The following is a 23,597-nucleotide window of genomic DNA, read 5'->3' on the forward strand; positions in this document are numbered from 1 at the left end:
AATCTTATGAAAGCAAAGTTTCTGATACCACTGGCCATTTTTCTGGCGCTCGCGGGTTTCCTGGGGTTTGGGCTGACCCTCAATCCGTCGGTCGTACCGTCGCCACTGATCGACAAGCCCGCGCCGGATTTCAAACTGGCCAGACTTGAAGCTCCCGATCAGCTGTTCGGTGTGGACGACATGCGCGGCCAGGTATGGCTGCTGAACGTGTGGGCATCCTGGTGCGTATCCTGCCGTCAGGAGCATCCGTATCTGGTCGAGCTGGCTCGCACCGGCCGGGTGGCGGTCATCGGCCTGAACTACAAGGATGAGCGCGACGCCGCGATCGGCTGGCTGCGCGGTCAGGGCGACCCCTATCTCGCCACCGTCACCGATCCGGACGGACGCATCGGCATCGAGTACGGTGTCTATGGCACGCCTGAGACCTTCCTGATCGACAAGGACGGTATCATCCGCTACAAGCACATCGGCCCGATGAACCGGGACACGCTGCAGAAGGTGTTGATGCCCATGATCTCGGAGCTGTCCAGTGCGGGTTGATCGAGCTTACGGTCCGCTGCACGTCGGGCTGATGGTGCTGTCGGTGGTGCTCGCCCTCCTGTTGCCGACCTTTTCCGGCGCAGCGGGTGAGGCGACACCGGTCGCCGAGAATCCCGAACTCGAGGGACGGGTCCAGGCGTTGACGCGGAACCTGCGCTGTCTCGTGTGCCAGAACGAGTCGGTCGCCGAGTCCCGTGCGCCACTGGCGGTCGATCTGCGCGCCCAGGTGCGCGATCAGCTTGGATCCGGCAAGTCCGAATCCCAGGTGATCGATTTCATGGTGTCCCGCTACGGTGATTTCGTGCTGTACAAGCCACCGTTCAAGGCCTCCACCGCGCTGCTGTGGCTCGGTCCGGTCGTCTTGCTCGTAGGTGGGCTGGGCTGGTTGGTGTTGCGTCTTCGCAGCCGCGAACGCGAGGCCCCCCTCCAATTGACCGATGACGAGCGCAAGCGCGCCCGCGCCCTGCTCGAGGGCGCACCTGCTGATTCCGAGGAGCAACATCCGTGACCGGTTTTTCGATTCTGGCCGCCATTCTGGTGGCCGGTGCGCTGCTGCTTGTCATCCCGCCGATGCTGGGTTTCGGCCGCCGGCGCCGTGCCCACGCCGCGCGACAGCGTCAGGCCGACACCGCGCTGGTGGTGTTGCGCGAGCAGCTCGCCGAACTCGAGGCGGATCTTGCCGCAGGCAAGTTGACCGAGGCGGAACATGCGCGCTCGCGTGACGAACTCGAACTGCGCGCGCTAAATGAGGGCCGTGCGGCCGTCGATGGTTCGGATGCCCGTCCTGCGTCGCTGTGGGCGGTTGGACTGATGGTCGTCATTCCCGCGCTGGCGGTGTTGACCTATCTCAACATCGGCGAACCGGACGCGCTGGATCCGGACAAGGTGGCAGGCACGGACCAGGGGCATCAGATCACGCCCGATCAGATGGTCGGGCTGGTTGCCCAGCTTGCCGACCGGCTGGAACGCGATCCGAGCGATCCGATGGGCTGGGTGATGCTGGTCCGCTCCTACGCGATGCTGGGCGATCTCGAGGGGGCGGCCACGACCTGGCGGCGGATCGGCGACAAGGCGCCGGACGATGCCGACGTGCTGGCCGACTGGGCCGATATCCTGGTCGGCGCACAGGACGGGAACTTCGCAGGTGAACCCGACCGGTTGATTGCGCGCGCGCTCGAACTTCAGCCGGACAATTTCAAGGCGCTCGCCCTGTCGGGCACGGCCAGCTTCCAGCGCGCGGATTACGTCGAAGCCGAGCGCAAATGGACCTTGATCCTCGACCAGATACCCCCGGAGAGCGACACCTACAGGAGCGTGCTGAGCAGTGTGAATGAGGCGCGCTCCCGCGCCGGCTTGCCCCGGCTCGATCCGGTCGCCACAGCCTCACTTGCTGCGCCTGCCGCCACTGAGCCGGCGTCGTCAGGTCTTGCCGTAACGGGCACGGTCAGCCTGTCGCCTGCACTCGCAGCCGATGTTAAGCCGGATGAGGTGGTGTTCGTGTTCGTGCGTCCGGTCGGAGGCGGCATTCCGGTGGCGGCGTTGCGGTTTCGCGCGGGTGAGTTACCGCTGAGCTTCGATTTCGACGGCGTGCGCCTGATGAGCGAAGCACCGCTGCCCGAGCAGGTGATCGTGGCGGCGCGGCTGTCACGCGGGGGCGACGCGACCGCGCGCCCAGGAGACCTCGAGGGCGCAAGCGCGCCGGTCGCCACGGACGGAGCAGGCGTCGAAGTCGTGATCGATCGGGTGCGCGAGTAAGCGGCTCACCCGTCCCTATTCCATATACTCGAAGCGCACGCGCTTGACGTTGCACAGCAGTTCGTACGCGATCGTGCCTGCGCCGCTGGCGACCCGGTTGATCGGGATGTTGCTGCCCCACAGTTCGACGCGGCTGCCGGCGCCCGCGTCGGGAAGGTCGGTCAGGTCGATCGTCATCATGTCCATCGAGACACGGCCGATCAGGCGGGTGCGGGTACCATCGACGGCAACCGGCGTGCCGTCGGGCGCGCTGCGCGGATAGCCGTCCGCATAGCCCAGTGCGACAAGTCCGACCCGTGTCGGACGGTCTGCGCGGAAGCGGGCCCCATAGCCGACCGGGGCGCCGGTCGGGATCTCGCGCACCGCCATGACGGCGCTTTCGAGCGTCATCACCGGCCTCAGACCGTTCGGATCGCCCGGCATCGGGTCGGCGCCGTAGAGCAGGATGCCCGGGCGCGCCCAATCCCGATGCGCCCCCGGCCAGCCGAGGATGCCGGCCGAGTTGCTGAGGCTGCGCGCACCCGGCAGGTCGCGCGTGGCCTGATCAAAGGTGGCCAGCTGCTCGTCCGTCATGATGACCTGGGGTTCATCGGCGCGGGCGAGATGGGTCATCAGCACGATCTCGCTCACCTTGCCGGTCGCGTTCAGGCGTAGCCAGGCGGCACTCGCTGCGGCCGGTTCGAGTCCGGCACGGTTCATGCCGCTGTTGAGCTTGAGCCAGACCGTGATCTGGCCGCCGAAGTCGGTGGTTTCGATCATGCGGATCTGCGCCTCGTGATGCACCACCAGCCACAGCGACTGCGCCCGTGCGAGCGCGAGCTCATCCGCGTCGAACACGCCCTCGAGCACCAGAATCGGCTTGTCGATTCCGGCTTCCCGCAGTTGCAACGCCTCTTCCAAGATCGCGACCGCAAAGCCGTCGGCGTCCGGCATCAGCGTGCGTGCGCAGTGTACGGCGCCATGTCCGTACGCATTGGCCTTGATCACCGCCAGCGCCCGACCGCCGTGGCGTTTGCGGGCGAGGGCGTAGTTGTGACGCAGGGCAGCCAGGTCGATGCGGGCGACGGCGGGTCTCATGGGAGGCAAAACCTGTAGGTCGGATCGCGTTACTTTGCCATAAACCGGGAAGCCGCAGTTGGACGTACTCGAGTGTGCGTCTGACGCGTCGTCTGGGAAGCCGCGACGAGGCGCCGCCCGGCCGCTTCCGGTTCTTCAGCGAATGGGCGGTCCGGCTGAGACTCGACGTTGCGTCACTGTCGAGCAGATGCAAGAATGGTAAAAGGGAGTCGGGTAAATGCCTGACCAATTACGTGACGAGGAGACCGATCATGGAACTGATTCAACGGCTTGTGAGCGAACTCAAGGTCAACGAAGGGCAGGCAAAGGGGGGCGTGGGAGCGTTGCTGTTCGTCATTCGGGATCAGGTCGCGCCCCAGACGTTCGATGCGGTCAACGTGCTGTTGCCCGATGCCCAGGCGTGGATGGAGTTGTCTCCCGAGCGCAGTGAAGGCGCGATGGGCATATTGGACGGCATTTTCGGGAATGTGGCCGGAGGCAAGCTGGATGCATTCGCGCGGTTGGGCGGACATTTTCAGTCGCTCGGCATCTCTCCGGCAATGGTCAAGCCGTTTGTCGAAACGGTGTTGTCCGATCTGCGCGACAGGCTGCCGACCGGTGCGCGCGACCAGATCGCGAAGCTCCATGATGTATTGATGGCTTGAGCTGTCGAGCACCGCTTGGTCTTGGTTCGCGTCAGGCGGTCCATATCTGCCCGATTTTTCGTTGCATAGAACCACTATGCGCCTCAAAATCGACCAGAGCTGTCCTCGCTTTCCCACCCGGCTCGTGACGATCGCTCAAGTCCGACAGCCTCCTAGGCCTGCTGTGCCCGCTTGACGTCCATCAGCGGTATGACGCCCGGGAAGTCGAATCGCTTTCGGTCGGCGTCGATTTCCGTCAATGGTTCGCAGGGTTTCAGCGTCGACAGGTTGCGAAGGGTGAGATCGTGGTAACAGCGCGTGCCGTCGACTTTCCACGTGAGTTCCTGCTCCGACAGTTCCCGCAGGATCTTGGCCGGCATGCCGGCAGCGAGCATGCGCGGTGGCACTTCCATGCCGGCCTTGACGAAGGCGCAGGCGGCGACCATGGCGCTGTCGCCGACGATCGCGTTGTCCATGACGACCGCGTTCATGCCGATCAATGCGTTCCGACCGACATGGCAGCCATGCAGAACGGCTCCATGTCCGACATGGCCGTCGACCTCGACGACCGTGTCGGTCCCGGGGAAGCCATGCATCACGCAGCTATCCTGCACGTTCGAGCCCTCCTCGAGCACGATCCGGCCGAAGTCTCCGCGCAGGCTGGCGAGCGGTGCGACATAGCAGCGCGGGCCGATGATGACGTCACCGATCAGCACCGCGTCCGGGTGGACGAAGGCGCTCGGATCGATGACGGGTTTGCGGCCGTCGATTTCGTAGCAGGGCATGGCCGGCTCAATCGACGTGATAGCGGCGCTGCACGACCCGGAAGCGGTTGGCCACGAAGGCGCCGTCCGAGTAGCTCGCGTTCGCGGCCGGGTTCATGCCTACGCCGTGGTAGTCGGAGAAGGCCGTGGACTGGTTGACGAACACGCCGCCGGTCAGGTTGATCGACAGCGCCACGCCTGCACGCCAGGTCGCTTCGGTCATTGCGTCGATGACTTCCGCCTTGGTCGAGTAGATGCCGACGGTCAGGGCGCCGTGTTCGGTGACCAGTCGCTCGGACAGCGCGATCGCGGCCTTGGCATCCGCTGCCTTGACGACGAAGGAGATCGGTCCGAAGCGCTCCTCCATGTAGCTCTTCTCGTCCGCGGCATCGCAGGTGAGCAGCACCGGTGTGCGGACTTCGGCCTTCGGGAACTCGGCGTGGGCGATCTTCCTCGATTCCAGCACGATGCGGCCGTACTCGCCCGCTTCGGCGATCCGATCCAGCGTTGCGTCCGACTGGATCGCGCCGAGTACCGCAGTGGCGACGTTCTCGTCCGACAGGAACTTCGTGATCGACGCGGCGAGGTCGGACGCGACCTCGTCGAAGGTCTTGTGGCCCTGATCGGTGTCGATGCCGTCGGCGGGGACGATGATCGCCTGCGTCGTCGTGCACATCTGACCGGAATACAGCGACAGAGTGAACGCGAGGTTGCGCAGCAACGCCTTGTAGCTGTCGGTCGATTCGATGACGACGTTGTTCACGCCGGCGAGTTCGGCATAGACCTGGGCCTGCCTGGCGTTGTCGATCAACCACTGGCCGAAGACGTTGCCACCGGTGAAGTCGATCGACTTCACCGCCGGGTGCGTCGCGAGCGCCTGGGTGTCGGTGCGCTTGTCGAGCACCGCGAGACTGACCAGGTTCGGGTCGAGGCCCTGCTCGGCCAGCACCTCGCGGATGATCCGGACGGTGATCGCGGCCGGCAGGACCGCGTTGCTGTGCGGCTTCACGATGACCGGATTGCCGGTCGCGAGCGCAGCGAACAGGCCCGGATAGGTGTTCCAGGTCGGGAAGGTGCCGCAGCCGACGACCAGCGCGACGCCGCGCCCGACGATCTCGAAATGCTTCTTCATCTTCAGCGGTGGGAGCTTGCCCTGAGGCTTCTCCCAGATCGCTTCGGCCGGCACGCGGCTCATCTCGTCCCACGCATAAGCGACCGCCTCCAGCCCGCGATCCTGAGCATGCGGGCCACCCGCCTGGAAGGCCATCATCCAGCCCTGACCCGTGGTCAGCATCACCGCATGCGCGAGTTCGAAGCTGCGCTTGTTGAGGCGCTCGAGGATCTCGAGGCACACGCCGACGCGCCCCTGCGGGCCGATTCGCTGCCAACCGGGTTGGGCCGCCTGCGCGGCGGCGACCAGCGCGTCGACCGAGCAGACCGGGTAGCGCACCGCCAGTTCGACGCCGTAGGGCGAGCGCTCGGATGCGGTGGTACCTGTCTGACCGGGTTGGTCGAGCGTGAAGTCCGAACCGAAGCAGGCTTCGACCGCCTTCCTGCCATCGTCATTGGCCGTCTCACCATAGATCTTGGGGCTGGGCATCTCGGGAAACCGTGTCCAGAAGCCGCGCGTATGGATCGCATCGATGGCGGATTCCAGGGTGGTCTGGTGTTTTTCGAACAGCGGGTGGGTCATCGTCTCCTCCGAATTCATGGGTGGTCTCGCTTGCGCCGGCAGCGCAGTGCTGCCGGGGTGTCGCAAGCAGCGTGCAGTCAACAAAAAAACACTTGTTTTTTGATCTGGATCAAGATTACTATTGATTGACCGGTCGGTCAAACATCATGTCTTTCATCGGAAATTCTGGTTTAATCGGCTGCCGGGTGAGCGCATACTAGACAAGCTTGCGCTTGAACTCGGAAAAAAATACAAAAGAATGCGATTCTTGCACGGAAACGTGGCAACGGCCGAGGGTGCTACCGGCCATCGCTCGCTGCGAGAGCAAGGATCCGGGTCTGATCGGAGGAGACATGAGCACGGAGTTCGAAACCATCCGCTTCGAGGTCGTCGACGCAGTCGCGACGCTGACGCTGAATCGCCCTGACAGGTTGAACAGTTTTACCGACCGCATGCACGAGGAGGTTCGTTCGGCCCTGGACGCGGTGAAATCCGGTCGTCGGGATGGTTCGGTGCGTGTGCTGCTCCTGACCGGTGCCGGGCGGGGTTTCTGTGCGGGACAGGATCTGTCGGACCGGGCCGTCGCACCGGGCGATGCGCCGCTCGATCTGGGGGCCTCGATCGAGAAGAACTACAAGCCGCTGGTGATGACGCTGCGTGCGCTGGAGTTGCCGGTCATCGCGGCGGTCAACGGCGTGGCTGCGGGCGCGGGGGCCAATGTCGCACTGGCGTGCGACCTCGTGTTCGCCGCCCGTTCCGCGAGCTTCATCCAGTCCTTCTCCAAGCTGGGTCTGATTCCCGACACGGGCGGATCCTGGATCCTGCCGCGTCTGGTCGGTCCGGCGCGTGCGATGGGGCTGGCGCTGCTCGGTGACAAGCTGTCGGCCGAGCAGGCCGAGCAATGGGGCCTGATCTGGAAGTGCCTGGACGACGACGCGCTGATGCCGACCGTCACCCAGCTTGCCGCGCAGCTCGCGAAAGGTCCGACCTTCGGCTTCGCGCAGACCAAGAAAGCCATCTGGGCGAGTTCCACACACGACTTCGAACAGCAACTCGAGCTGGAGCGCAACATGATGACGGTGTGCGGTCGCTCCAACGATTATCGCGAAGGCGTGGCCGCCTTCATGGCAAAACGCACGCCGCAGTTCAGGGGAGATTGACGCATGCCGGCGCTGTCTTGCGACAATGAGGTTCTGGTCATCGGCGCAGGCGCGATGGGGAGTGGCATCGCCCATGTCGCGGCGGTCGCCGGGCATCGGGTCTATCTGTTCGACATGCAGGCCGACGCGATCGAGCGCGGTCTCGCAGGCATCGCGAAGGATCTGAACTTCCTGGCGGGCAAGGGCAGGATGTCGCAGCGCGATGCAGATGCCGCGCTGGACCGGGTCACCGGCATCACGTCACTCACCGAAGCGCGGGGTGCCGCGCTCGCGATCGAGGCCATCGTCGAGAACCTGGACATCAAGCAAAGCCTCTTCATTGAGCTCGAGGTCCTGCTCGGCGAAGATGCGATCCTGGCCACCAATACTTCGTCATTGTCGATCACCGCGATGGGGGCCGCGCTCGCACGTCCCGAGCGATTGGCCGGCATGCATTTCTTCAACCCGGCGCCGCGCATGAAGCTGGTCGAGATCGTGTCCGGCCTGGCCACCGATCCGTCGATCGCCGAGACGCTTCATTCCACCGCCACGGCCTGGGGCAAGGTGGCGGTCCATGCCAGGTCCACGCCTGGCTTCATCGTCAATCGTGTCGCACGACCCTTCTACGCCGAGGCGCAACGGGTGCTGGCCGAAGGGGGGGGCGACCCGGCCACGCTGGATGCGGCGCTGCGTGAGGGCTGCGGTTTTCCGATGGGACCGTTCGAACTGATGGATCTGATCGGGCACGACGTGAATTTCGCGGTCACCAAGTCGGTGTTTGATGCGTATTTCGGCGATCGTCGCTTCACCCCCAGCCTGATCCAGCAGGAACTGGTTCTGGCCGGACGTCTCGGGCGCAAGAGCGGGCGGGGCTTCTACGATTATCGCGAGGGTGCGGACAGGCCGGCCGCGCGGGTCGAGGCCGTCTTACCTGCCGAGGCCGTGGTTTCGGTGGTCGGCGACCTGGGTGTGGCCGCAGCGTTGATCGGGCGTCTCGAGGCCGGCGGCATGACGGTTCGACGCGTCGACGCGAGTCGGCCGGCAGCCGGCGCAGTGCATGGTTGGCTGGAGATCGGCGACGCGCGCGTTGCGCTCAGCGATGGTCGCAGTGCCACTCGCCGGGCTGCCGACGAGGGCGTTCCGGACCTGATCCTGTTCGACCTGTGTCTGGACTTCGCCACGACCCCGCGGCTGACGCTGGTGCGCGCCGATCAATGCGGGCCCGGCGCGTGGGCGTCCGCGGTCGGCACGCTGCAGAAGGCCGGCGTGGCGATCGGACGGATCGATGATGTCGCGGGCATGGTCGCGCTGCGTACCGTCGCGATGCTGGCCAACGAGGGCGCGGACGCGGTGCTCGCCGGCATCGGTTCGGCGGCCGACATCGATACCGCGATGCGCTTCGGCACCAATTATCCCAAGGGCCCGCTGGCCTGGGCGGACGAACTCGGTGCGGCGTTCGTCGTGACGGTGCTCGCACACATGCGCGACCACTATGGCGAGGAGCGTTATCGCGTCTCCCCGCTGTTGCAGCGACTATCCATCAGCGGAGCATCCTTTCATGAGTGAAGCGGGTTTTCGTGATCTGACGTCCGGTCTGGACCCTCAGACGCTGTCGGAGCGGGTGCGCGACGACATGGTCGAGAAGGATCAGGCCTCGCGGGGTCTGGGCTTCAGTTTCGATGCCGTGGGCCCCGGCTATGCGAAGGTGTCGATGACGGTGCGCGAGGACATGCTCAATGGCTTCCGGATCTGCCATGGCGGGCTGATCACCACGCTCGCGGATACCGCGTTCGCGGTGTCGTGCAACAGCTACAACGAGCAGACCGTCGCGTCCGGCATCAGCGTGGATTTCATGGCACCGGGTCGCCCCGGCGATGTGCTGACGGCCGAGGCGCGGGAAGTGTTCGTGGCGGGCCGGACCGGCGTCTACGACATCGTCGTGACCAACCAGAAAGCTGAACTGGTCGCCGTGATGCGCGGCAAGTCGTATCGCCTGAAGGGGCGTGCGGTGGTGGAGTTGTAGGACAATGGCCTGTTTGACCAGCTTTGCGCTTCCGCCATGCGGAGGCGATGAAACCGGGGCGAAAGACCTCGAACCCATGAATTCGAAGGTGGAGGAGACCACATAATGACATCGAAGAAGCCGCTTGCCGGCGAACTCGAACCGATCGAAACGGCCAGCCAGGACGAACTGCGGGCCCTGCAACTGCAGCGCATGCAATGGAGCCTGCGCCATGCGTACGACAACGTGCCGCATTACCGCAAGGCCTTCGACGACAAGGGCGTTCATCCGGACGACCTGAAGTCGCTCGAGGATCTGGCGAAGTTTCCCTTCACGACCAAGCACGAGCTGCGCGACAACTACCCGTTCGGCCTGTTCGCGGTGCCGCGCGAAAAAGTGGCGCGGGTCCATGCATCGTCCGGCACCACCGGCAAACCCACCGTGGTGGGCTACACGCTGAAGGACATCGACACCTGGGCGACCGTGGTCGCGCGTTCGATCCGGGCCTCGGGCGGACGTGCCGGAGACATGGTGCATGTGTCCTATGGCTATGGCTTGTTCACCGGTGGCCTGGGCGCGCATTACGGTGCCGAGAAGCTGGGCTGCACGGTCGTGCCGATGTCCGGCGGCCAGACCGAGAAGCAGATCCAGATCATCCAGGACTTCCGTCCGGACATCATCATGGTGACACCTTCCTACATGCTGACCATCCTGGACGAGATGGAGCGCATGGGCATCGATCCGCGCGAAACCTCGCTGAAGATCGGCATCTTCGGCGCAGAACCCTGGACGCCGGCGATGCGGGTCGCGATGGAGGCCCGCTCCGGCATGGATGCGGTCGACATCTACGGCCTGTCCGAGGTGATGGGGCCAGGCGTCGCGAACGAGTGCATCGAGACCAAGGACGGCCCGGTGGTCTGGGAGGACCACTTCTACCCCGAGATCATCGATCCGGCCACCGGCGAGGTGCTGCCCGACGGTTCGGAGGGCGAGCTGGTGTTCACGTCGCTGACCAAGGAGGCGATGCCGGTGATCCGCTATCGCACGCGCGATCTGACCCGTCTGTTGCCGCCGACCGCGCGCAGCATGCGCCGCATGGCCAAGATCACCGGGCGTTCAGACGACATGCTGATCATTCGCGGCGTGAACGTGTTCCCGACCCAGATCGAGGAGTTGATCTGCAAGATGCCCAAGCTGGCGCCGCACTATCTGCTCGAGGTGGACAAGCAGGGGCACATGGACACGCTGACGGTCAGGGTCGAGATCAACCCGGAAGCCAACGTCGGGCGTCATCCGGAGCACAAGGAAGCACTGGCCAGGGAATTGACGCACCACATCAAGAGTCTGATCGGGGTATCCGCCAAGGTGCTGGTCGGCGAACCGTTCTCGATCGAGCGGGTCACGATCGGCAAGGCCAGGCGGGTCGTGGATCGCAGGCCCAAGGACTGATCGGACCTTACCGGTCGGATTTCCGACTCATTCGCGGCGGGTGTTCCGTTCGCGCAGCAAGTGACAAAGGAGCAGGCAGGCATGTATACCCAAGCGCTCGACATTCCCCAGAATGACGGTGACGACCGCAGGCCGCGTGCGGTCGAGAACGCGGCCTACGAGGCCGAGTTCAATGCCAAGATAGACGCGGGCCAGTTCATCGAACCCAAGGACTGGATGCCGGAGAAGTACCGCAAGACGCTGGTCCGTCAGATCAGCCAGCATGCCCATTCGGAGATCGTTGGCATGCTGCCGGAAGGCAACTGGATCACCCGCGCGCCCAGTCTGAAACGCAAGGCGATCCTGCTGGCGAAGGTGCAAGACGAGGGCGGCCATGGTCTGTACCTGTATGCGGCCGCCGAGACGCTGGGCGTGTCGCGCGACGAGCTGACCGAGGCGCTGCTGTCCGGTCAGGCAAAGTACAGCTCGATCTTCAACTATCCGACCCTGACCTGGGCCGACATCGGCGTGATCGGCTGGCTGGTCGATGGCGCGGCGATCATGAACCAGATCCCGCTGTGCAAGTGTTCGTACGGTCCCTACGCCCGCGCGATGATCCGGGTGTGCAAGGAGGAGTCTTTCCACCAGCGCCAGGGCTACGACGCGCTGCTGCAGCTGATGAAGGGCACGCCCGAGCAGCGCGAGATGGTGCAGGATGCGGTGAACCGCTGGTGGTGGCCGTCGATCATGATGTTCGGGCCGCATGACCGGGACAGCATCCATGTCGAATCGGCGCGCTGGGGCATCAAGCGCATCTCCAACGACGACCTGCGCCAGAAGTTCGTCGATGCGACCGTCAAGCAGGCCGAGGTTCTGGGCGTCACCTTGCCCGATCCGGATCTGAAGTGGAATGCGGAACGCGGCCATTACGATTTCGGCGCGATCGACTGGGACGAGTTCTGGAACGTGGTCAAGGGCCATGGACAGTGCAACGTCGATCGCATCACCGCGCGCGGCAAGGCCTGGGACAACGGTGCGTGGGTTCGCGAGGCCGCGCTGGCCTATGCCGCCAAGCAGGCGGCGCGGGACAAGCAGGCGGCGTGAGCCGTTAGCTGGACCCATCCCCCTCCCCACCTCCCCCTTGAAGGGGGAGGAGTGATTAGCGCCACCGCTGGTGGCAAGGAGACAAGGAACATGGAACGCAAGGAATGGCCGCTGTGGGAGGTCTTCATCCGCAGTCGTAACGGGCTGGACCACAAGCATTGCGGCAGCGTACATGCACCCGATTCGCGCATGGCGTTGCAGGTCGCACGCGATGTCTATACCCGCCGCATGGAGGGCGTGAGCATCTGGGTGGTGAAAGCCTCCGACATCGTCGCATCCGATCCGGACGCGAAACCGGAGCTGTTCGACCCGGCCGAGGACAAGATTTACCGCCATCCGACTTTCTACCAGTTGCCGGATGAAGTGAACCACATGTGAGGCGGACGCCCGGGCGGATCAGCGGCGCTGGGCCGCCGGTCGCGCCAGGTTGTCCCCGGAGACGATAAATGGCATCGAAGCAGGAACACATCGAATACGTACTGCGCATCGGCGACAACACGCTGATCCTCGGTCAGCGGCTGTCCGAATGGTGCGGCCATGCGCCGGTTCTCGAGGAGGACATGGCACTGGCGAACATGGCGCTGGACCTGATCGGACAGGCGCGCATGCTGCTGACCCATGTGGGCAGCCTCGAGGGCGAGGGGCGTGACGAGGACCAGCTCGCCTTTCTCCGCACCGAGCAGCACTACCGCAACTTCACGCTGTGTGAACTTCCGAACGAGGATTTCGCGCGCACCGCTGTGCGCAACTTCCTGTTCAGCAGTTTCCAGGTCTTGCTGTGGACGCGCCTGTCCGGGTCGGGCGACGGCGGGCTGGCGGCCATTGCAGCCAAAAGCCTGAAGGAGGCGCGTTACCATCAGCAGCATTCCGGCGACTGGGTGATCCGCCTCGGTGACGGCACCGACGAGTCGCATGCGCGCAGCCAGGCGGCGCTGGACTATCTGTGGCCCTACACCGCCGAGTTCTTCGCCGCGACCCCGACCGACGACGCGATCGCTGCTGCCGGCGTCGGCCCGGCCTGGAGTTCGCTCGAGCAGGCCTGGGAAGCGGTCGTGGTGCCGGTGCTGAACGAGGCGACGCTGATCGTGCCGGCGCGCATACCGTTCAGGTCCTACGGCAAGTTCGGCCGGCACTCGGAACACATGGGCCACCTGCTCGCGACGATGCAGTACATGCAGCGCACCTATCCCGGCGCGCAGTGGTGAGGCGACCCGTGGGCCGACCGACTGCGCGAACGCCATTCGAAGCACGACCCGCTTCCTGTGTCGGCGCTTCGGTTGCGTCGCCCCTACGGCGGCAAGTGCGTGGCGACGCGTGCGCACACTGTGGAGCACGAGCATGTTGACGCGTGAGCAGGCCTGGAAGGTGCTCGAGACGGTCCCCGATCCCGAGATCCCGGTGATCTCGGTCACCGAGCTCGGCATCGTGCGTGACGTGGCGCTGACCGACGACGGGCTGCAGGTCGTCGTGACGCCGACCTATTCCGGCTGTCCGGCCACCGAGGTCATCGCCGACAGCATACGCGATGCGCTGGTGGCGGCGGGCGCCGGGCGCGTCGAGGTCTCGACCCGGCTTGCACCGGCCTGGACCACCGACTGGATCGCGCCGGAAGCGCGTGAGAAGCTGCGTGTCTACGGCATCGTGCCGCCGGGCGAGCGCAGCACCGCGACGTCGGTCCAGACGATTCGCTTCATGCATCGGCAGCTGGCTTGCCCGCGTTGCGGGTCCACCGATACCGAGCGTCTGTCCGAGTTCGGCTCGACCGCGTGCAAGTCGACCTGGCGCTGCAAGAACTGCCTCGAGCCCTTCGAATATTTCAAACCGATCTGAGCCGCCGCCAGGCGCGGCAGTGGAGACCTTCAATGACGCCCCGATTCCATTCCCTCAAGGTCGCAGAGGTCCGGCGCGAAACCGCCGACGCGATCAGTCTGCGCTTCGACGTGCCGGCCGAACTGGCCGAGGACTACCGCTTCGTCCAGGGCCAGCATGTCAACCTGAAGGTCGAACTCGATGGCGAGGAGTTGCGCCGGTCGTATTCGATCTGTGCCGGTGTGGATGACGGCGAACTGCGCGTGGCGATCAAGAAGATCCCGGGCGGTCGCTTTTCCGGCTGGGCCAACGACGCAATCGAGGCGGGTCAGGTGCTCGAAGTGATGACGCCGGAAGGTCGATTCCACACGCCGCTCGATGCGACCAACGAGAAGCACTATGTCGCCTTCGCGGCCGGCAGTGGTATCACGCCCATCCTGTCCCTGATCAAGACCACGCTGCGCGCCGAGCCGAAGAGCCGTTTCACGCTGGTGTATGGCAACCGCCGCCAGGCGAGCGTGATGTTCGGCGAGGTGCTCGAGGACATCAAGAACCGTTACCTGTCCCGCTTCGTGATGTACAACCTGTTCTCCCGCGAGGAGCAGGAGGTTCCGCTGTTCAACGGTCGTCTGGACAGGGACCGGGTCGCGAGCTTTCTGGAGACCCTGATTCCGGCCGCTGACATCGACGCAGCCTTTGTGTGCGGGCCGGGTGAGATGATCGACGAGGTCGAGGCAGGATTGCTCGCCGGGGGCGTGCCGTCCGAGAATATCCATCTCGAGCGCTTCGGCGTGCCGGACAGCGGCCCGGCCCACCATGTCGAGCCCGGCGATGCCCCGCAGGCGCATATCACCATCATCGCGGACGGACTCAGGCGCGACATGGAATTCCGGGCTGAGGATCCGTCGATTCTGGACGTCGCGCTGCGCGCCGGAATGGATCTGCCGTTTTCGTGCAAGGGCGGGGTGTGCTCGACTTGCCGGGCCAAGCTTCTGGAAGGACAGGTGCGCATGGACAAGAACTTCACGCTAGAACAGCCGGATATCGATGCAGGCTATGTGCTGACCTGCCAGGCGCATCCGCTGACCGAGCGGGTCGTGATCAGCTTCGACGATCGTTGAGTGCGTGGCCGGGGCACCGGGTCGTTCAACCTGATGGAGCGTTAGGGATTCATGGCGAGAGGCAAGGCAGCGACATTCGAGGTGCAGCGGGCCGCAATTCTGCAGGCGGCGGCGCAACTGTTCGCCGACAAGGGTTACCACAACGCGTCGATGGCGGAACTTGCCAAGGCCTGCGGGGTTTCCAAGCCCCTGCTCTATCACTACTACCGGGACAAGGATCACATCCTGTTCGATATCGCGGACAGCTACATCGACCAGCTGCTCGCGATCGTAACCGGGGTGGAGGTTCGCGGGCTGGCGCCGCGGGCGCAGCTGGAGGCGTTGATCGCCGGCTTCATGGAGGAATACGAGCACAGTCAGAGCCAGCATGTGGTGCTCGTGCAGGATGTGAAATTCCTGCAGGATGAACAGCGCGACATCGTGCTGACCAAGGAGCGCAGGGTGGTAGCCGTCTTTGCCGAGGTGATCGAGGCGGTCGAGCCCGGTCTGAAGAAGAAGCGCCTGGACAAGGCCGTGGCGATGATTCTGTTCGGCATGATCAACTGGACCTTTACGTGGTTGCGCGTGGGCGGACCGCTGTCTTACGCCGACATGGCACCGGTGGTCACACAGATCGTGCTCAACGGGCTGAACGGACTGAGCGATTCCCTCGCTCGAGGAAAGAAACGCGATGCGGCAGTCGCTGAGCTGACCGCGTGACCGCAGGCGGCGATATCACACAGGAGACGAAGCGTGATCCAGGCATACATCTGTGACGGCATCAGAACCCCGATCGGCCGATACGGCGGGTCCTTGTCGGGTGTGCGTACCGACGATCTGGCGGCGCTGCCGATCAGAGCCCTGATCGAGCGCAACCCAGGGGTGGATTGGGCCGCGCTCGAGGACATCTACTACGGGTGCGCCAATCAGGCGGGTGAGGACAACCGCGATGTCGCGCGCATGGCCGGCCTGCTGGCGGGTCTTCCGATCGACGTACCGGGCTCGACGATCAACCGCCTGTGCGGCTCCAGCATGGATGCGGTCGGCACGGCCGCACGCGCGATCCGCGCGGGCGAGACTTCGCTGATGATCGCCGGCGGGGTCGAGAGCATGAGCCGTGCGCCTTTCGTGATGCTGAAGGCCGACGCCGCGTTTTCGCGCAGCGTGCAGGTGCAGGACACGACGATAGGCTGGCGTTTCGTGAATCCGCTGATGAAGGGGAAGTACGGTACCGACTCGATGCCGGAGACCGCCGAGAACGTCGCGACCGATTTCGGCATCGCGCGCGCCGACCAGGACGCGTTCGCGCTGCGCAGCCAGCAACGCTATGCGGCCGCGAAGGCGCGCGGATTCTTCGATGGCGAGTTGCTGACCGTCGAGATTGCGCAGCGCAAGGGCGAACCGGTTCGGGTGGAGGCGGACGAGCACCCGCGCGAGACCTCGCTCGAGGCGCTCGCCAGACTGAAGGGCGTCGTCCGGCCGGATGGTTCGGTCACCGCCGGCAATGCCTCCGGCACCAACGACGGCGCAGTCGCGCTGCTGCTCGCGAACGAGGCCGCCGCCGCGCGTCACGGGCTCACGCCGCGCGCGCGCATCGTCGGCATGGCCACCGTCGGCGTCGAGCCGCGCATCATGGGCATCGGCCCGGCGCCGGCCACGCGCAAGGTGCTCGCGCAGACGGGGTTCGATCTGGCGCAGATGGACGTCATCGAGCTCAACGAGGCCTTTGCCGCGCAGGCGCTGGCGGTCACGCGCCAGCTCGGCCTGCCCGACGACGCGGCCCAGGTCAATCCGAACGGCGGCGCCATCGCGCTCGGTCATCCGCTGGGTGCGTCCGGCGCGCGGCTGGTCCTGACCGCGATGCGTCAGCTCGAGGCCGGCGGCGGACGTTACGGGCTGGCCACCATGTGCATCGGCGTCGGACAAGGCATCGCGATGGTCATCGAGCGGGTCTGATCCGCAGGGCTGCCCGCCTCCGCATCGCCGCATCGTCGGTCGCCGCGCGGCACCGGCAGATCCGCATCGTCGAAAATTTGTCTTGACGTGCACGTATGCGCCAATATCATTCCGCTTGAGCACCCCTTGTCACGAAGAAGGAGAGGGTGCCTCTGCACTCGACTGTCTGCAGTCGATCTGCGGCCCCATGGAAAGCGGGCCCGACCGGGCCGATCCGGAGTGGATGATGACAAGCAATTCGATCGAGGTCAGGCCAGCGAAGCGGCCGGCGCCCGGCCCGACGACCTTTACGATCTCCGATCTGGCCGAGGAGTTTGAGATCACGACGCGCGCGATTCGTCACTACGAAGCGGAAGGCTTGCTCACGCCCAAACGCCGTGGCAACCGGCGGGTGTACAGCAGGCGTGATCGTGTGCGTCTCGGCCTGATTCTGCGAGGCAAGCGGCTCGGTTTTTCGCTGAACGACACGCGCGAACTGTTCGACCTGTATGACAGCGCGTCAGACGAGGGGGCGCAACTGTCACATTTTGTCGAACTGCTCGACGAGCGACGGCGCCTGCTCGAGCGGCAGATGCAGGACATCCGCGAGATCCTGCGCGAGATCGATGCCGCGCAGACGGATGCGTTGCGCACGATGTCGAGGCGCAAGCGCATGCAGATCGACGCAAGCGAGACTGAGCAAGAGCTGCGCGCACCGGACAGGCTGTGACGAGGGTGACGATCCCGCCGGTCTGCCTGTGCCGCGGGTCGCGAGCGATCGACGGACCGTGTCATCAGGGCGAGGCGATGGATTCATCCATCGAGTCGCCCTGAAACCATACCCACATCGGCAAGCAAATAATTGACGTTAACGTAAACGCAAATTAGTATGTCGAAACACCAGTCGGGAGTCCCGGTCATGGCAAAGGTCACTGCGGTGCATCCCACACCGAATCCGTTCGCATCGAAGTTCATGCTCGATGAGCCGCTCCATTCGGGGGCGCCGAAACATTTCCGTGCCGGGCTCGGCACTGCGGACGAACTCGGGGAGCGCCTTCTCTCGGTGCCGGGCGTGGCCGAGGTCTATTGCACCGGCGAGTTCATCACGGTCACGCGCAAGCTCACCACCGAATGGGACGACATCGAAGGCGAAGTCATCGACCGCATCGAAGCCTGGAAGCCGAAGCGGGTCATCGATATCGTGTCGGCCCAGGGATCGGACGGGTCTATGCACGCCGCGGCGCGGTCGGACCCGGATGCAGCGGTCGAGACCGAGACCGACGATGCCGAACTGCTGATGCGCGTGAACCAGATTCTGGACGAACACATCCGGCCGTTCCTCGACAGGGACGGCGGCGGGCTGGACATCCTGCGACTTCAGGATTTCACGCTGACGGTGCGCTACAAAGGTGCATGTGGCGGCTGTCCGTCCGCATCGAGTGGCACATTGTTCGCGATCAGCAACGTGCTGCAGTGCTATGTGGATGACCGTCTGCAGGTGATTCCGGACTGAAAGCCGCCAAGCCCGTGGATGGCTGCGGCAGGGGTTCCCGTTCAGCCGCCGGCCAGCGCCGGGACCAGCACGACTTCGCTGCCGTTGTGAACTGCGGCGCTCGCTTCGCCCGACATCACCATGCAGCCATCGATCGCGACGTTCACCGAGCGGTCGCTCAGGCCTTCGGCGTCGGCATCGGCGCCGAGCCGCAGTGCGAGCGCATCGCGCAGTTCGGCCACGCTCCGCACCGGTTCATCCAGCACCACGACGCGTGCCGGGCTGCCCGGCAGCCTGACGCTGACCGCGAAACCCGTGACCACCTGTGCGAGCCGGGCGTGCCAGTCCGGGGTCGGAAGACCGTCGCGGTCCAGTCCGGTGACCGCGTAGAAGCGTGACTTCAAGGCTTCGAACTGCTCCCGGTCGATCTTCTCGCCCTTGAACGGCCCGACCTGGATCGGCTCCTCGAACCAGCGTGCAGGCAGCGTGTCGTCGGCTGCGCGCAGGCCGAGCCGGAAGTTCAGCAGACGCTCGAGCCCGATGATGTCGCGTCCGCACGCTTCCAGCGTGGCCGCTGGCAAATCCAGCCCTGCGAGTTCGTGCAACTGTCGGCTGAAGTCCTCGAGGTCGGGCAGGCTGGGCGAATTGAACAGCTTGGTATTGAAGCGGCACATGCCCACCGAATCCCCGACGGCGAACGTGTTCTCGCAACGACGAACCGCATGCTCCTTGCCGATGTAGCTGTTCGGTTCTGCCGCGACGAAGCCACCATAGAGGGCAGTCTTGAATTCCGGGTCGTCGTTGATGCGCGCATTGATCTCGAGCGTGACCCGATTGCGAAGGTGATCCATGCCGCGCGTGGCGACCGCGAGGCCGAGCGCGAACGCCTTCAGAATGCGCGCGTCGTGAGGGTCCGACTGGAACAGGCCCTTGACCGCCATGCGATAGGCCAGCGCATCGGTCGGGTAGTGGCCTTTCTCGACCGCGCGGCCGGAGTCCGCGATCACGTTGCCGAAACCCTCGCGCCGCGCGGTCATGAACAACAGCTTCTCGACGATCTCGTAGTTGCCCCATCTCAGGTCGAGACCCCCGGTATCGTGCCGGGTCAGCATGCCGCGCTGGAACAGCTCCATCGCCCAGCCGATGGCGCCGCCAGTGCTGGCGGAGTCCAGGCCGAGGTCGTTCAGGATGTTGTTGAGCCTCAGCACCTGCTCGGGTTCGCGGATGCCCAGGTTCGGCCCGAACTTGCCGACGGTCACGTACTCCGGGCCGTCGCCGTGATCGTACTGGTCGAATCGGCCGTCGCCGCGGATGCCCTTGTAGGTCTTTTCCCGATGGTGTTCGATCTCGGTCTGGGCCTTGTCGTAGCTGGCGTTACCGGCCAACCCCTTCAGCGCCGCAGTGCCCCATCCGCTCTTCCCGTCAGGGGTGAGATCGTTCATCGCGCGGCATTGCACCGGGCACAGGTAGCAGCCATCCATGCCGGGTCGATACGGATCGAAGTTGTCGGCGTCGAGCGTGTCGTACCAGGTGGTTTCCTGGTTGTTGCGGGTGCCGATCGCGCCCAGCGTTCGGCTGGGCTTGTACAGGAAGGGGGTGCCGACCTGCTTCAGCGCATTCTGGATCACGCTGGTGGACAGGATCTTCTGGCCGATCGCCTTGCCGCCCAGCTTGTAATCCTTGGACACCGGGATCTGCCGGCCCTTGCCGCGCACGACGATGGCCTTCAGGTGCAGAGATCCCATTTTCGCACCGCCGCCGCCGCGCGCCCAGATCGCCTTGGGCCCACCCATGATGCCGCTGCACAGCACCTGGTTCTCGCCGGCCGACGTGATCCGCGCCATCGCCATGGTCTCACGCTCCTTGCAGTCGAAGTCGCGCTCGATCGCGGCGCCGAACGCGATGTTGTCCAGGCCGACATAGGGCGTCGCATCGCGGAAGCGCACCTGGTCGGCGTCGATCTCGAGCAGCGTCCACTGCGCATTGCGCCCGTACAGCACCAGATGATCGTAACCGTTGCGCTTCAGGAAGGCAGGAAAATAGTCGCCTCCGCTGGCGTCCAGGATCGCATGGCTGTCCGGCGAGCAACTGGTGAAGTTGCCGCGGGTCGCGGACGGCAGCGTCGTGGTCAGCATGCCCACGCCGAAGATCAGCGGCACATCCGGGTCGAGCGGCGATAGGCCGTCTGCGAGCAGGTTGTACAGCAGCACCATGTTGGCGCCGCGCCCGCCCAGGAAGTGGCGCACGATGTCCATCGGCAGGTAGGCGCTGCGCACGCTGCGATGCTCGAGGTCCACGAACAGCACCTTGCCCTGGCCAGGATACTGCGCAGTGACTTCCATGCGAGCGATCAATCGCTGCACGCGTGCGCCGATGTCGGTGTTCATATCGATCTCCGGAATGCAACGGCGTCTTGCGCCGACGTTTGAAGTATCGAACGCAATTAGATTGTAGTCAAACTGTTTGATAACAAACGTTGACGAAGGTCAACATCTTTCGTTCGTTCGTGCGTACGTCCGGACGGGTGCGAGTCCGGACGGGTGTGAGTCCATCGACACGGCAAGGCGGCTGGACCCGGAGTTTGCGCTGCGGGTGCGCGGCGCCCGAGCGCGGCGGCTCAGGCAATTGCGTGCGCGTGCGACAGCCGGTGGTATTCGCGCGCGACGCGCACGATGTTGAGCCCGAGCAGTACGAACTCGGCGACGACCAGCAGCGCGGCAGCCATCGTGATCCAGGTCGTTCCGGCCAGCGCGGCCAGCAGCAGGCCGGCCGTGGCGCACGCATGTACCCGGAGTTGCCTTCGGGTGCGAGCCTCGGGCAGCAGTTTCTTCATGTTGGGGGCACCGATGCGTGCCTGGTTGAGGTTAAGCCAGGCCAGGAAGGGCACGATCTTGTACAGCATGCCGGAGATCACGCTGACGAAACCGCCATGCAGGACCAGGATTCCGCACGCGACCGGCCAGAACGCGTGGTCACCGAGGCTGGCCGGAACGGCACTGATCAGGCCGGCGATGAAGCTGAGCATGCCGAACTGGAAGGCACGGAACACGCCGTCCGGCTTGGAGCGCCGCGTGCCCGTCTGGATCTTCAGCGTCAGGACCGGGAACAGCGCGGCGATCAGCAGCATGCCCACCATCAAGCCGAGCTCGACCGCCATCGGCGCGGTCATCACGGCAATGCTCCAGGCCAGCACTGCGGCGATCATCACCCTGCTCCAGTGGCGGGTCATCGCGCCCGGATAGTTGGGCGTGATCTGGAACATCGGCACGACCATCCAGCTCGTGGCTGCGAGCAGCAGGCCCGCGCCTCCGAGCCAGGCCCAGCCCACATGCAGCTTGAGCAGTTCTAACAGCGGTAGCGGCAGCCCACGCGCCAGCACGATCGCGAGGGTCAGGCCGAGCACGATCGCGATGGCCAGACCGACCACTGCGAGCAGCAGGTCGCGCGGCGTCGCCTGCGCGGTCGGAACCCGCCACAGCGCGTGGAGGGCGACCAGCAGGAACAGGCCGAGGCCCCCGCCCAGCAGCCCCACCGCCCATGTCAGCAACGCCGGGGACATCGTCGCCAACCCCCAGGCCAGCGCGACGGCTCCGCCGCTGAGTGCGACATGCACCACTGCCGCGACCTGCGCCCCGTGGAAAACGGCGGCGCCGGCGACCACCGGCAGTATCTGGAACAGCGCGCCGACCATGACCATCAGCATGAAGCCGACCGTGATCAGATGCGTGATCGCGAGCGCGCCGGGGGTCCAGCGCGACGCGAGCAGGTCCGGCTGCAGCAGCAGTAAAAGCCCGGCCGCCAGCCCGAACAGTGGCGCGGTCAGGAAGAAGCGTACCGGCGTGAACAGGGGCGGCGCGGCATCGTAGCCGAGCATGTGGGCACCCATGTTCATCCGGCTTCAGTGGGTCTCGTGGCCCTTCAGGCGGGCCGCAAGATTGCCCTCGCCGCCGGGAAGCTGCGCGTCGCACATCGGGTAGAGGATGTTCTCCTCCTTCATGTTGTGCTGCTGCATCATGATCAGCAGCGTCTCCGCCTCGCCGCAGAATGCATCCTCGTCCTCGTCCTCTGCCGCCGCGGCGAGGCTGTCCAGCATGCGACGCATGTCGGCATGTTCCATCATCATCATCCGGGTCGGACCCTGGGTCATCCCGGTGGCCTCTTCGAAACGCGGAAAGACGTCGCCTTCCTCGGCATCGAAATGCGCGAGCAGGGCCTCGATGAAGCGTGCGAGCCGCGCCTTCGCGACCGGCCAGTCGCCATCGCTCGCGGCACGCTCGGCCGCGGCGAACAGGGCATCGCAGGCGCGATGATCGTCGGTCATGACATTCGATATGGACATGGTTTGGCTCCTCCGTGGAGTTGAATGATTCTGGATACGGGCGCTCGGACCGTAGCGATGCTCACCCGACGGGTGATGCGTTCGAAACGGAACCCGTCATTCCGTTCCGATGGCAGGTCCTCTCGATGACGCGGCTGCCTGCCGGACCCAGCATGTGCAGCTTTGACCGTCAACGACGGCAATGCTTTGATTACGATCAACACCGCGGAAAATGCCGCCGTTGCGCGCGCAAAGGTCGCGATCGGCTCCTCGGTTCGGGTCAGGTCGGGGAACGCCGACGGTATGCCAGCCAAGCGCTCGGTTGACCCGTGCTGTGTGTCGCGGCGGTGCGACGATCAGCCGCGCAGGCCGCTGCCGAGTCGGTCGAGCAGGTCGCGAAGCGTGGCGAGTTCGTCCGGCCCGAGCCGGCTGGTGAGACGCTGCTCGTGTGCGCGTACTTCGGGCAGCAGCTGCGAGAGCCACTGCCTGCCTTTGTCGGTCAGATGCAGCGCGTTGGAGCGCCGGTTGTCCGGCGAACGGACCCGCTCCAGCACCTGCTTGCCCTCGAGCTTGTCCAGGATCGAGACCACACTCGAACGGTCGAGGTGCATCGCGTTCGCGAGCTGGGTCTGCATCATGCCGGGGTTGGCATCGACCAGCACCAGCACGCCGAACAGTGTCGGCGTGATCTCGGCATCGCCGACGCGCGTGCAGAAGTCCCGGAAGATCGCGACCTGTGCGAGACGCACACGGTAGCCGATCAGCTCGGGAAGGATGCCGTAGCCGATCGCGCCCGGCTGCGGCTTGTCGTTCGGCTTGTTGCGCGCACGCGTCATCGA

At 65.1% G+C, this 23,597-nt stretch carries 24 protein-coding genes; 17 read left to right on the plus strand and 7 right to left on the minus strand.

Going from position 1 to position 23,597, the window contains the following annotated elements; genetic code table 11:
• Window positions 1-6 precede the first annotated feature (6 nt).
• From ACKVEX_RS00720 to ccmI, 3 genes are read left to right on the plus strand one after another with little or no spacing between them, the layout of a single operon-like run.
• Window positions 7-540, plus strand: a complete 534-nt coding sequence (locus ACKVEX_RS00720) for a DsbE family thiol:disulfide interchange protein (protein WP_473213755.1) — start codon at window positions 7-9, stop codon at window positions 538-540.
• Complete coding sequence (locus tag ACKVEX_RS00725) at window positions 530-1,048, plus strand: cytochrome c-type biogenesis protein (RefSeq protein WP_473213756.1); 519 nt, start codon at window positions 530-532, stop codon at window positions 1,046-1,048. Before ACKVEX_RS00720 ends, ACKVEX_RS00725 begins: the two co-directional genes overlap by 11 nt.
• Entirely contained in the window at window positions 1,045-2,295 is a 1,251-nt protein-coding gene (gene ccmI / locus ACKVEX_RS00730) for a c-type cytochrome biogenesis protein CcmI (protein WP_473213757.1), read from the plus strand. Before ACKVEX_RS00725 ends, ccmI begins: the two co-directional genes overlap by 4 nt.
• A 15-nt stretch (window positions 2,296-2,310) precedes the next feature.
• Here ccmI and alr read toward each other — a convergent pair whose 3' ends face one another.
• Complete coding sequence (alr, locus tag ACKVEX_RS00735) at window positions 2,311-3,372, minus strand: alanine racemase (protein WP_473213758.1); 1,062 nt, start codon at window positions 3,370-3,372, stop codon at window positions 2,311-2,313.
• A gap of 74 nt (window positions 3,373-3,446) precedes the next feature.
• Here alr and ACKVEX_RS00740 point away from each other — a divergent pair, with 74 nt between their 5' ends.
• On the plus strand, window positions 3,447-4,016 hold the full coding sequence (locus ACKVEX_RS00740; RefSeq protein WP_473213759.1) for a DUF2780 domain-containing protein: 570 nt from the start codon (window positions 3,447-3,449) through the stop codon (window positions 4,014-4,016).
• 152 nt (window positions 4,017-4,168) lie between these two features.
• Here ACKVEX_RS00740 and paaY read toward each other — a convergent pair whose 3' ends face one another.
• Both paaY and paaN read right to left on the minus strand, forming a co-directional pair.
• Window positions 4,169-4,780 (minus strand): phenylacetic acid degradation protein PaaY, encoded by a 612-nt coding sequence (gene paaY / locus ACKVEX_RS00745; RefSeq protein ID WP_473213760.1) that lies wholly within the window; start codon window positions 4,778-4,780, stop codon window positions 4,169-4,171.
• A 7-nt stretch (window positions 4,781-4,787) separates the two neighbouring features.
• Complete coding sequence (gene paaN / locus ACKVEX_RS00750) at window positions 4,788-6,452, minus strand: phenylacetic acid degradation protein PaaN (RefSeq protein ID WP_473214270.1); 1,665 nt, start codon at window positions 6,450-6,452, stop codon at window positions 4,788-4,790.
• Window positions 6,453-6,784: 332 nt separating this feature from the next.
• Between paaN and paaG the strand changes: the two genes are divergently transcribed.
• The 13 genes from paaG to ACKVEX_RS00815 all read left to right on the plus strand — a co-directional run bounded on the left by paaG (window position 6,785) and on the right by ACKVEX_RS00815 (window position 18,461).
• On the plus strand, window positions 6,785-7,591 hold the full coding sequence (gene paaG, locus ACKVEX_RS00755) for a 2-(1,2-epoxy-1,2-dihydrophenyl)acetyl-CoA isomerase PaaG (protein WP_473213761.1): 807 nt from the start codon (window positions 6,785-6,787) through the stop codon (window positions 7,589-7,591).
• 3 nt (window positions 7,592-7,594) lie between these two features.
• Complete coding sequence (gene paaH, locus ACKVEX_RS00760) at window positions 7,595-9,136, plus strand: 3-hydroxyacyl-CoA dehydrogenase PaaH (RefSeq protein ID WP_473213762.1); 1,542 nt, start codon at window positions 7,595-7,597, stop codon at window positions 9,134-9,136.
• Entirely contained in the window at window positions 9,129-9,593 is a 465-nt protein-coding gene (gene paaI, locus ACKVEX_RS00765; protein ID WP_473213763.1) for a hydroxyphenylacetyl-CoA thioesterase PaaI, read from the plus strand. Before paaH ends, paaI begins: the two co-directional genes overlap by 8 nt.
• A gap of 105 nt (window positions 9,594-9,698) precedes the next feature.
• Window positions 9,699-11,021: a phenylacetate--CoA ligase PaaK gene (gene paaK, locus ACKVEX_RS00770; RefSeq protein ID WP_473213764.1), complete on the plus strand. Its 1,323-nt coding sequence runs from the start codon at window positions 9,699-9,701 to the stop codon at window positions 11,019-11,021.
• A gap of 81 nt (window positions 11,022-11,102) precedes the next feature.
• Complete coding sequence (paaA, locus tag ACKVEX_RS00775) at window positions 11,103-12,104, plus strand: 1,2-phenylacetyl-CoA epoxidase subunit PaaA (protein ID WP_473213765.1); 1,002 nt, start codon at window positions 11,103-11,105, stop codon at window positions 12,102-12,104.
• A gap of 90 nt (window positions 12,105-12,194) precedes the next feature.
• A complete protein-coding gene (gene paaB / locus ACKVEX_RS00780; RefSeq protein WP_473213766.1) occupies window positions 12,195-12,482 on the plus strand; it encodes a 1,2-phenylacetyl-CoA epoxidase subunit PaaB in 288 nt (95 codons plus the stop codon).
• A gap of 68 nt (window positions 12,483-12,550) precedes the next feature.
• The gene (gene paaC, locus ACKVEX_RS00785; protein ID WP_473213767.1) at window positions 12,551-13,309 is read left to right on the plus strand and encodes a 1,2-phenylacetyl-CoA epoxidase subunit PaaC; all 759 of its coding nucleotides are present in this window, start codon (window positions 12,551-12,553) and stop codon (window positions 13,307-13,309) included.
• Between the two features lie 133 nt (window positions 13,310-13,442).
• Window positions 13,443-13,934, plus strand: coding sequence for a 1,2-phenylacetyl-CoA epoxidase subunit PaaD (gene paaD, locus ACKVEX_RS00790; protein ID WP_473213768.1), 492 nt, complete (start codon window positions 13,443-13,445; stop codon window positions 13,932-13,934).
• Window positions 13,935-13,966: 32 nt separating this feature from the next.
• Window positions 13,967-15,034, plus strand: coding sequence for a 1,2-phenylacetyl-CoA epoxidase subunit PaaE (gene paaE, locus ACKVEX_RS00795; protein WP_473213769.1), 1,068 nt, complete (start codon window positions 13,967-13,969; stop codon window positions 15,032-15,034).
• 51 nt (window positions 15,035-15,085) lie between these two features.
• Window positions 15,086-15,733 carry a TetR/AcrR family transcriptional regulator gene (locus tag ACKVEX_RS00800; protein ID WP_473213770.1) on the plus strand — a complete coding sequence of 216 codons (648 nt, stop codon included), beginning with the start codon at window positions 15,086-15,088 and terminating at the stop codon, window positions 15,731-15,733.
• A gap of 33 nt (window positions 15,734-15,766) precedes the next feature.
• A complete protein-coding gene (gene pcaF, locus ACKVEX_RS00805; RefSeq protein ID WP_473213771.1) occupies window positions 15,767-16,969 on the plus strand; it encodes a 3-oxoadipyl-CoA thiolase in 1,203 nt (400 codons plus the stop codon).
• A 223-nt stretch (window positions 16,970-17,192) separates the two neighbouring features.
• Window positions 17,193-17,678 carry a MerR family transcriptional regulator gene (locus ACKVEX_RS00810; RefSeq protein WP_473213772.1) on the plus strand — a complete coding sequence of 162 codons (486 nt, stop codon included), beginning with the start codon at window positions 17,193-17,195 and terminating at the stop codon, window positions 17,676-17,678.
• 189 nt (window positions 17,679-17,867) lie between these two features.
• Window positions 17,868-18,461: a NifU family protein gene (locus ACKVEX_RS00815; protein WP_473213773.1), complete on the plus strand. Its 594-nt coding sequence runs from the start codon at window positions 17,868-17,870 to the stop codon at window positions 18,459-18,461.
• A gap of 41 nt (window positions 18,462-18,502) precedes the next feature.
• Here ACKVEX_RS00815 and ACKVEX_RS00820 read toward each other — a convergent pair whose 3' ends face one another.
• The 4 genes from ACKVEX_RS00820 to ACKVEX_RS00835 all read right to left on the minus strand — a co-directional run bounded on the left by ACKVEX_RS00820 (window position 18,503) and on the right by ACKVEX_RS00835 (window position 23,594).
• Entirely contained in the window at window positions 18,503-20,827 is a 2,325-nt protein-coding gene (locus ACKVEX_RS00820) for an aldehyde ferredoxin oxidoreductase C-terminal domain-containing protein (protein WP_473213774.1), read from the minus strand.
• Between the two features lie 230 nt (window positions 20,828-21,057).
• On the minus strand, window positions 21,058-22,332 hold the full coding sequence (locus ACKVEX_RS00825; protein WP_473213775.1) for a hypothetical protein: 1,275 nt from the start codon (window positions 22,330-22,332) through the stop codon (window positions 21,058-21,060).
• 6 nt (window positions 22,333-22,338) lie between these two features.
• On the minus strand, window positions 22,339-22,779 hold the full coding sequence (locus ACKVEX_RS00830; RefSeq protein ID WP_473213776.1) for a hemerythrin domain-containing protein: 441 nt from the start codon (window positions 22,777-22,779) through the stop codon (window positions 22,339-22,341).
• Window positions 22,780-23,114: 335 nt separating this feature from the next.
• Window positions 23,115-23,594: a MarR family winged helix-turn-helix transcriptional regulator gene (locus ACKVEX_RS00835; RefSeq protein WP_473213777.1), complete on the minus strand. Its 480-nt coding sequence runs from the start codon at window positions 23,592-23,594 to the stop codon at window positions 23,115-23,117.
• Between the last annotated feature and the right edge of the window lie 3 nt (window positions 23,595-23,597).

Source organism: Denitraticella aggregata (assembly GCF_048158365.1).
Classification (GTDB): Bacteria; Pseudomonadota; Gammaproteobacteria; order Burkholderiales; family Rhodocyclaceae; genus Azoarcus_F.

What these genes read in the sequence shown, in the direction of transcription:
- paaA (WP_473213765.1), top strand. Translation starts at nt 11,103, where the DNA reads ATGTATACCCAAGCGCTCGACATTCCCCAGAATGACGGTGACGACCGC.
- alr (WP_473213758.1), bottom strand. Translation starts at nt 3,372, where the DNA reads ATGAGACCCGCCGTCGCCCGCATCGACCTGGCTGCCCTGCGTCACAAC.
- paaG (WP_473213761.1), top strand. Translation starts at nt 6,785, where the DNA reads ATGAGCACGGAGTTCGAAACCATCCGCTTCGAGGTCGTCGACGCAGTC.
- paaI (WP_473213763.1), top strand. Translation starts at nt 9,129, where the DNA reads ATGAGTGAAGCGGGTTTTCGTGATCTGACGTCCGGTCTGGACCCTCAG.
- paaC (WP_473213767.1), top strand. Translation starts at nt 12,551, where the DNA reads ATGGCATCGAAGCAGGAACACATCGAATACGTACTGCGCATCGGCGAC.
- ACKVEX_RS00720 (WP_473213755.1), top strand. Translation starts at nt 7, where the DNA reads ATGAAAGCAAAGTTTCTGATACCACTGGCCATTTTTCTGGCGCTCGCG.
- ACKVEX_RS00825 (WP_473213775.1), bottom strand. Translation starts at nt 22,332, where the DNA reads ATGAACATGGGTGCCCACATGCTCGGCTACGATGCCGCGCCGCCCCTG.
- ACKVEX_RS00830 (WP_473213776.1), bottom strand. Translation starts at nt 22,779, where the DNA reads ATGTCCATATCGAATGTCATGACCGACGATCATCGCGCCTGCGATGCC.
- ACKVEX_RS00820 (WP_473213774.1), bottom strand. Translation starts at nt 20,827, where the DNA reads ATGAACACCGACATCGGCGCACGCGTGCAGCGATTGATCGCTCGCATG.
- ACKVEX_RS00800 (WP_473213770.1), top strand. Translation starts at nt 15,086, where the DNA reads ATGGCGAGAGGCAAGGCAGCGACATTCGAGGTGCAGCGGGCCGCAATT.
- paaH (WP_473213762.1), top strand. Translation starts at nt 7,595, where the DNA reads ATGCCGGCGCTGTCTTGCGACAATGAGGTTCTGGTCATCGGCGCAGGC.
- ACKVEX_RS00810 (WP_473213772.1), top strand. Translation starts at nt 17,193, where the DNA reads ATGATGACAAGCAATTCGATCGAGGTCAGGCCAGCGAAGCGGCCGGCG.
- paaE (WP_473213769.1), top strand. Translation starts at nt 13,967, where the DNA reads ATGACGCCCCGATTCCATTCCCTCAAGGTCGCAGAGGTCCGGCGCGAA.
- ACKVEX_RS00835 (WP_473213777.1), bottom strand. Translation starts at nt 23,594, where the DNA reads ATGACGCGTGCGCGCAACAAGCCGAACGACAAGCCGCAGCCGGGCGCG.
- ACKVEX_RS00815 (WP_473213773.1), top strand. Translation starts at nt 17,868, where the DNA reads ATGGCAAAGGTCACTGCGGTGCATCCCACACCGAATCCGTTCGCATCG.
- paaB (WP_473213766.1), top strand. Translation starts at nt 12,195, where the DNA reads ATGGAACGCAAGGAATGGCCGCTGTGGGAGGTCTTCATCCGCAGTCGT.
- paaN (WP_473214270.1), bottom strand. Translation starts at nt 6,452, where the DNA reads ATGACCCACCCGCTGTTCGAAAAACACCAGACCACCCTGGAATCCGCC.
- paaD (WP_473213768.1), top strand. Translation starts at nt 13,443, where the DNA reads ATGTTGACGCGTGAGCAGGCCTGGAAGGTGCTCGAGACGGTCCCCGAT.
- paaY (WP_473213760.1), bottom strand. Translation starts at nt 4,780, where the DNA reads ATGCCCTGCTACGAAATCGACGGCCGCAAACCCGTCATCGATCCGAGC.
- paaK (WP_473213764.1), top strand. Translation starts at nt 9,699, where the DNA reads ATGACATCGAAGAAGCCGCTTGCCGGCGAACTCGAACCGATCGAAACG.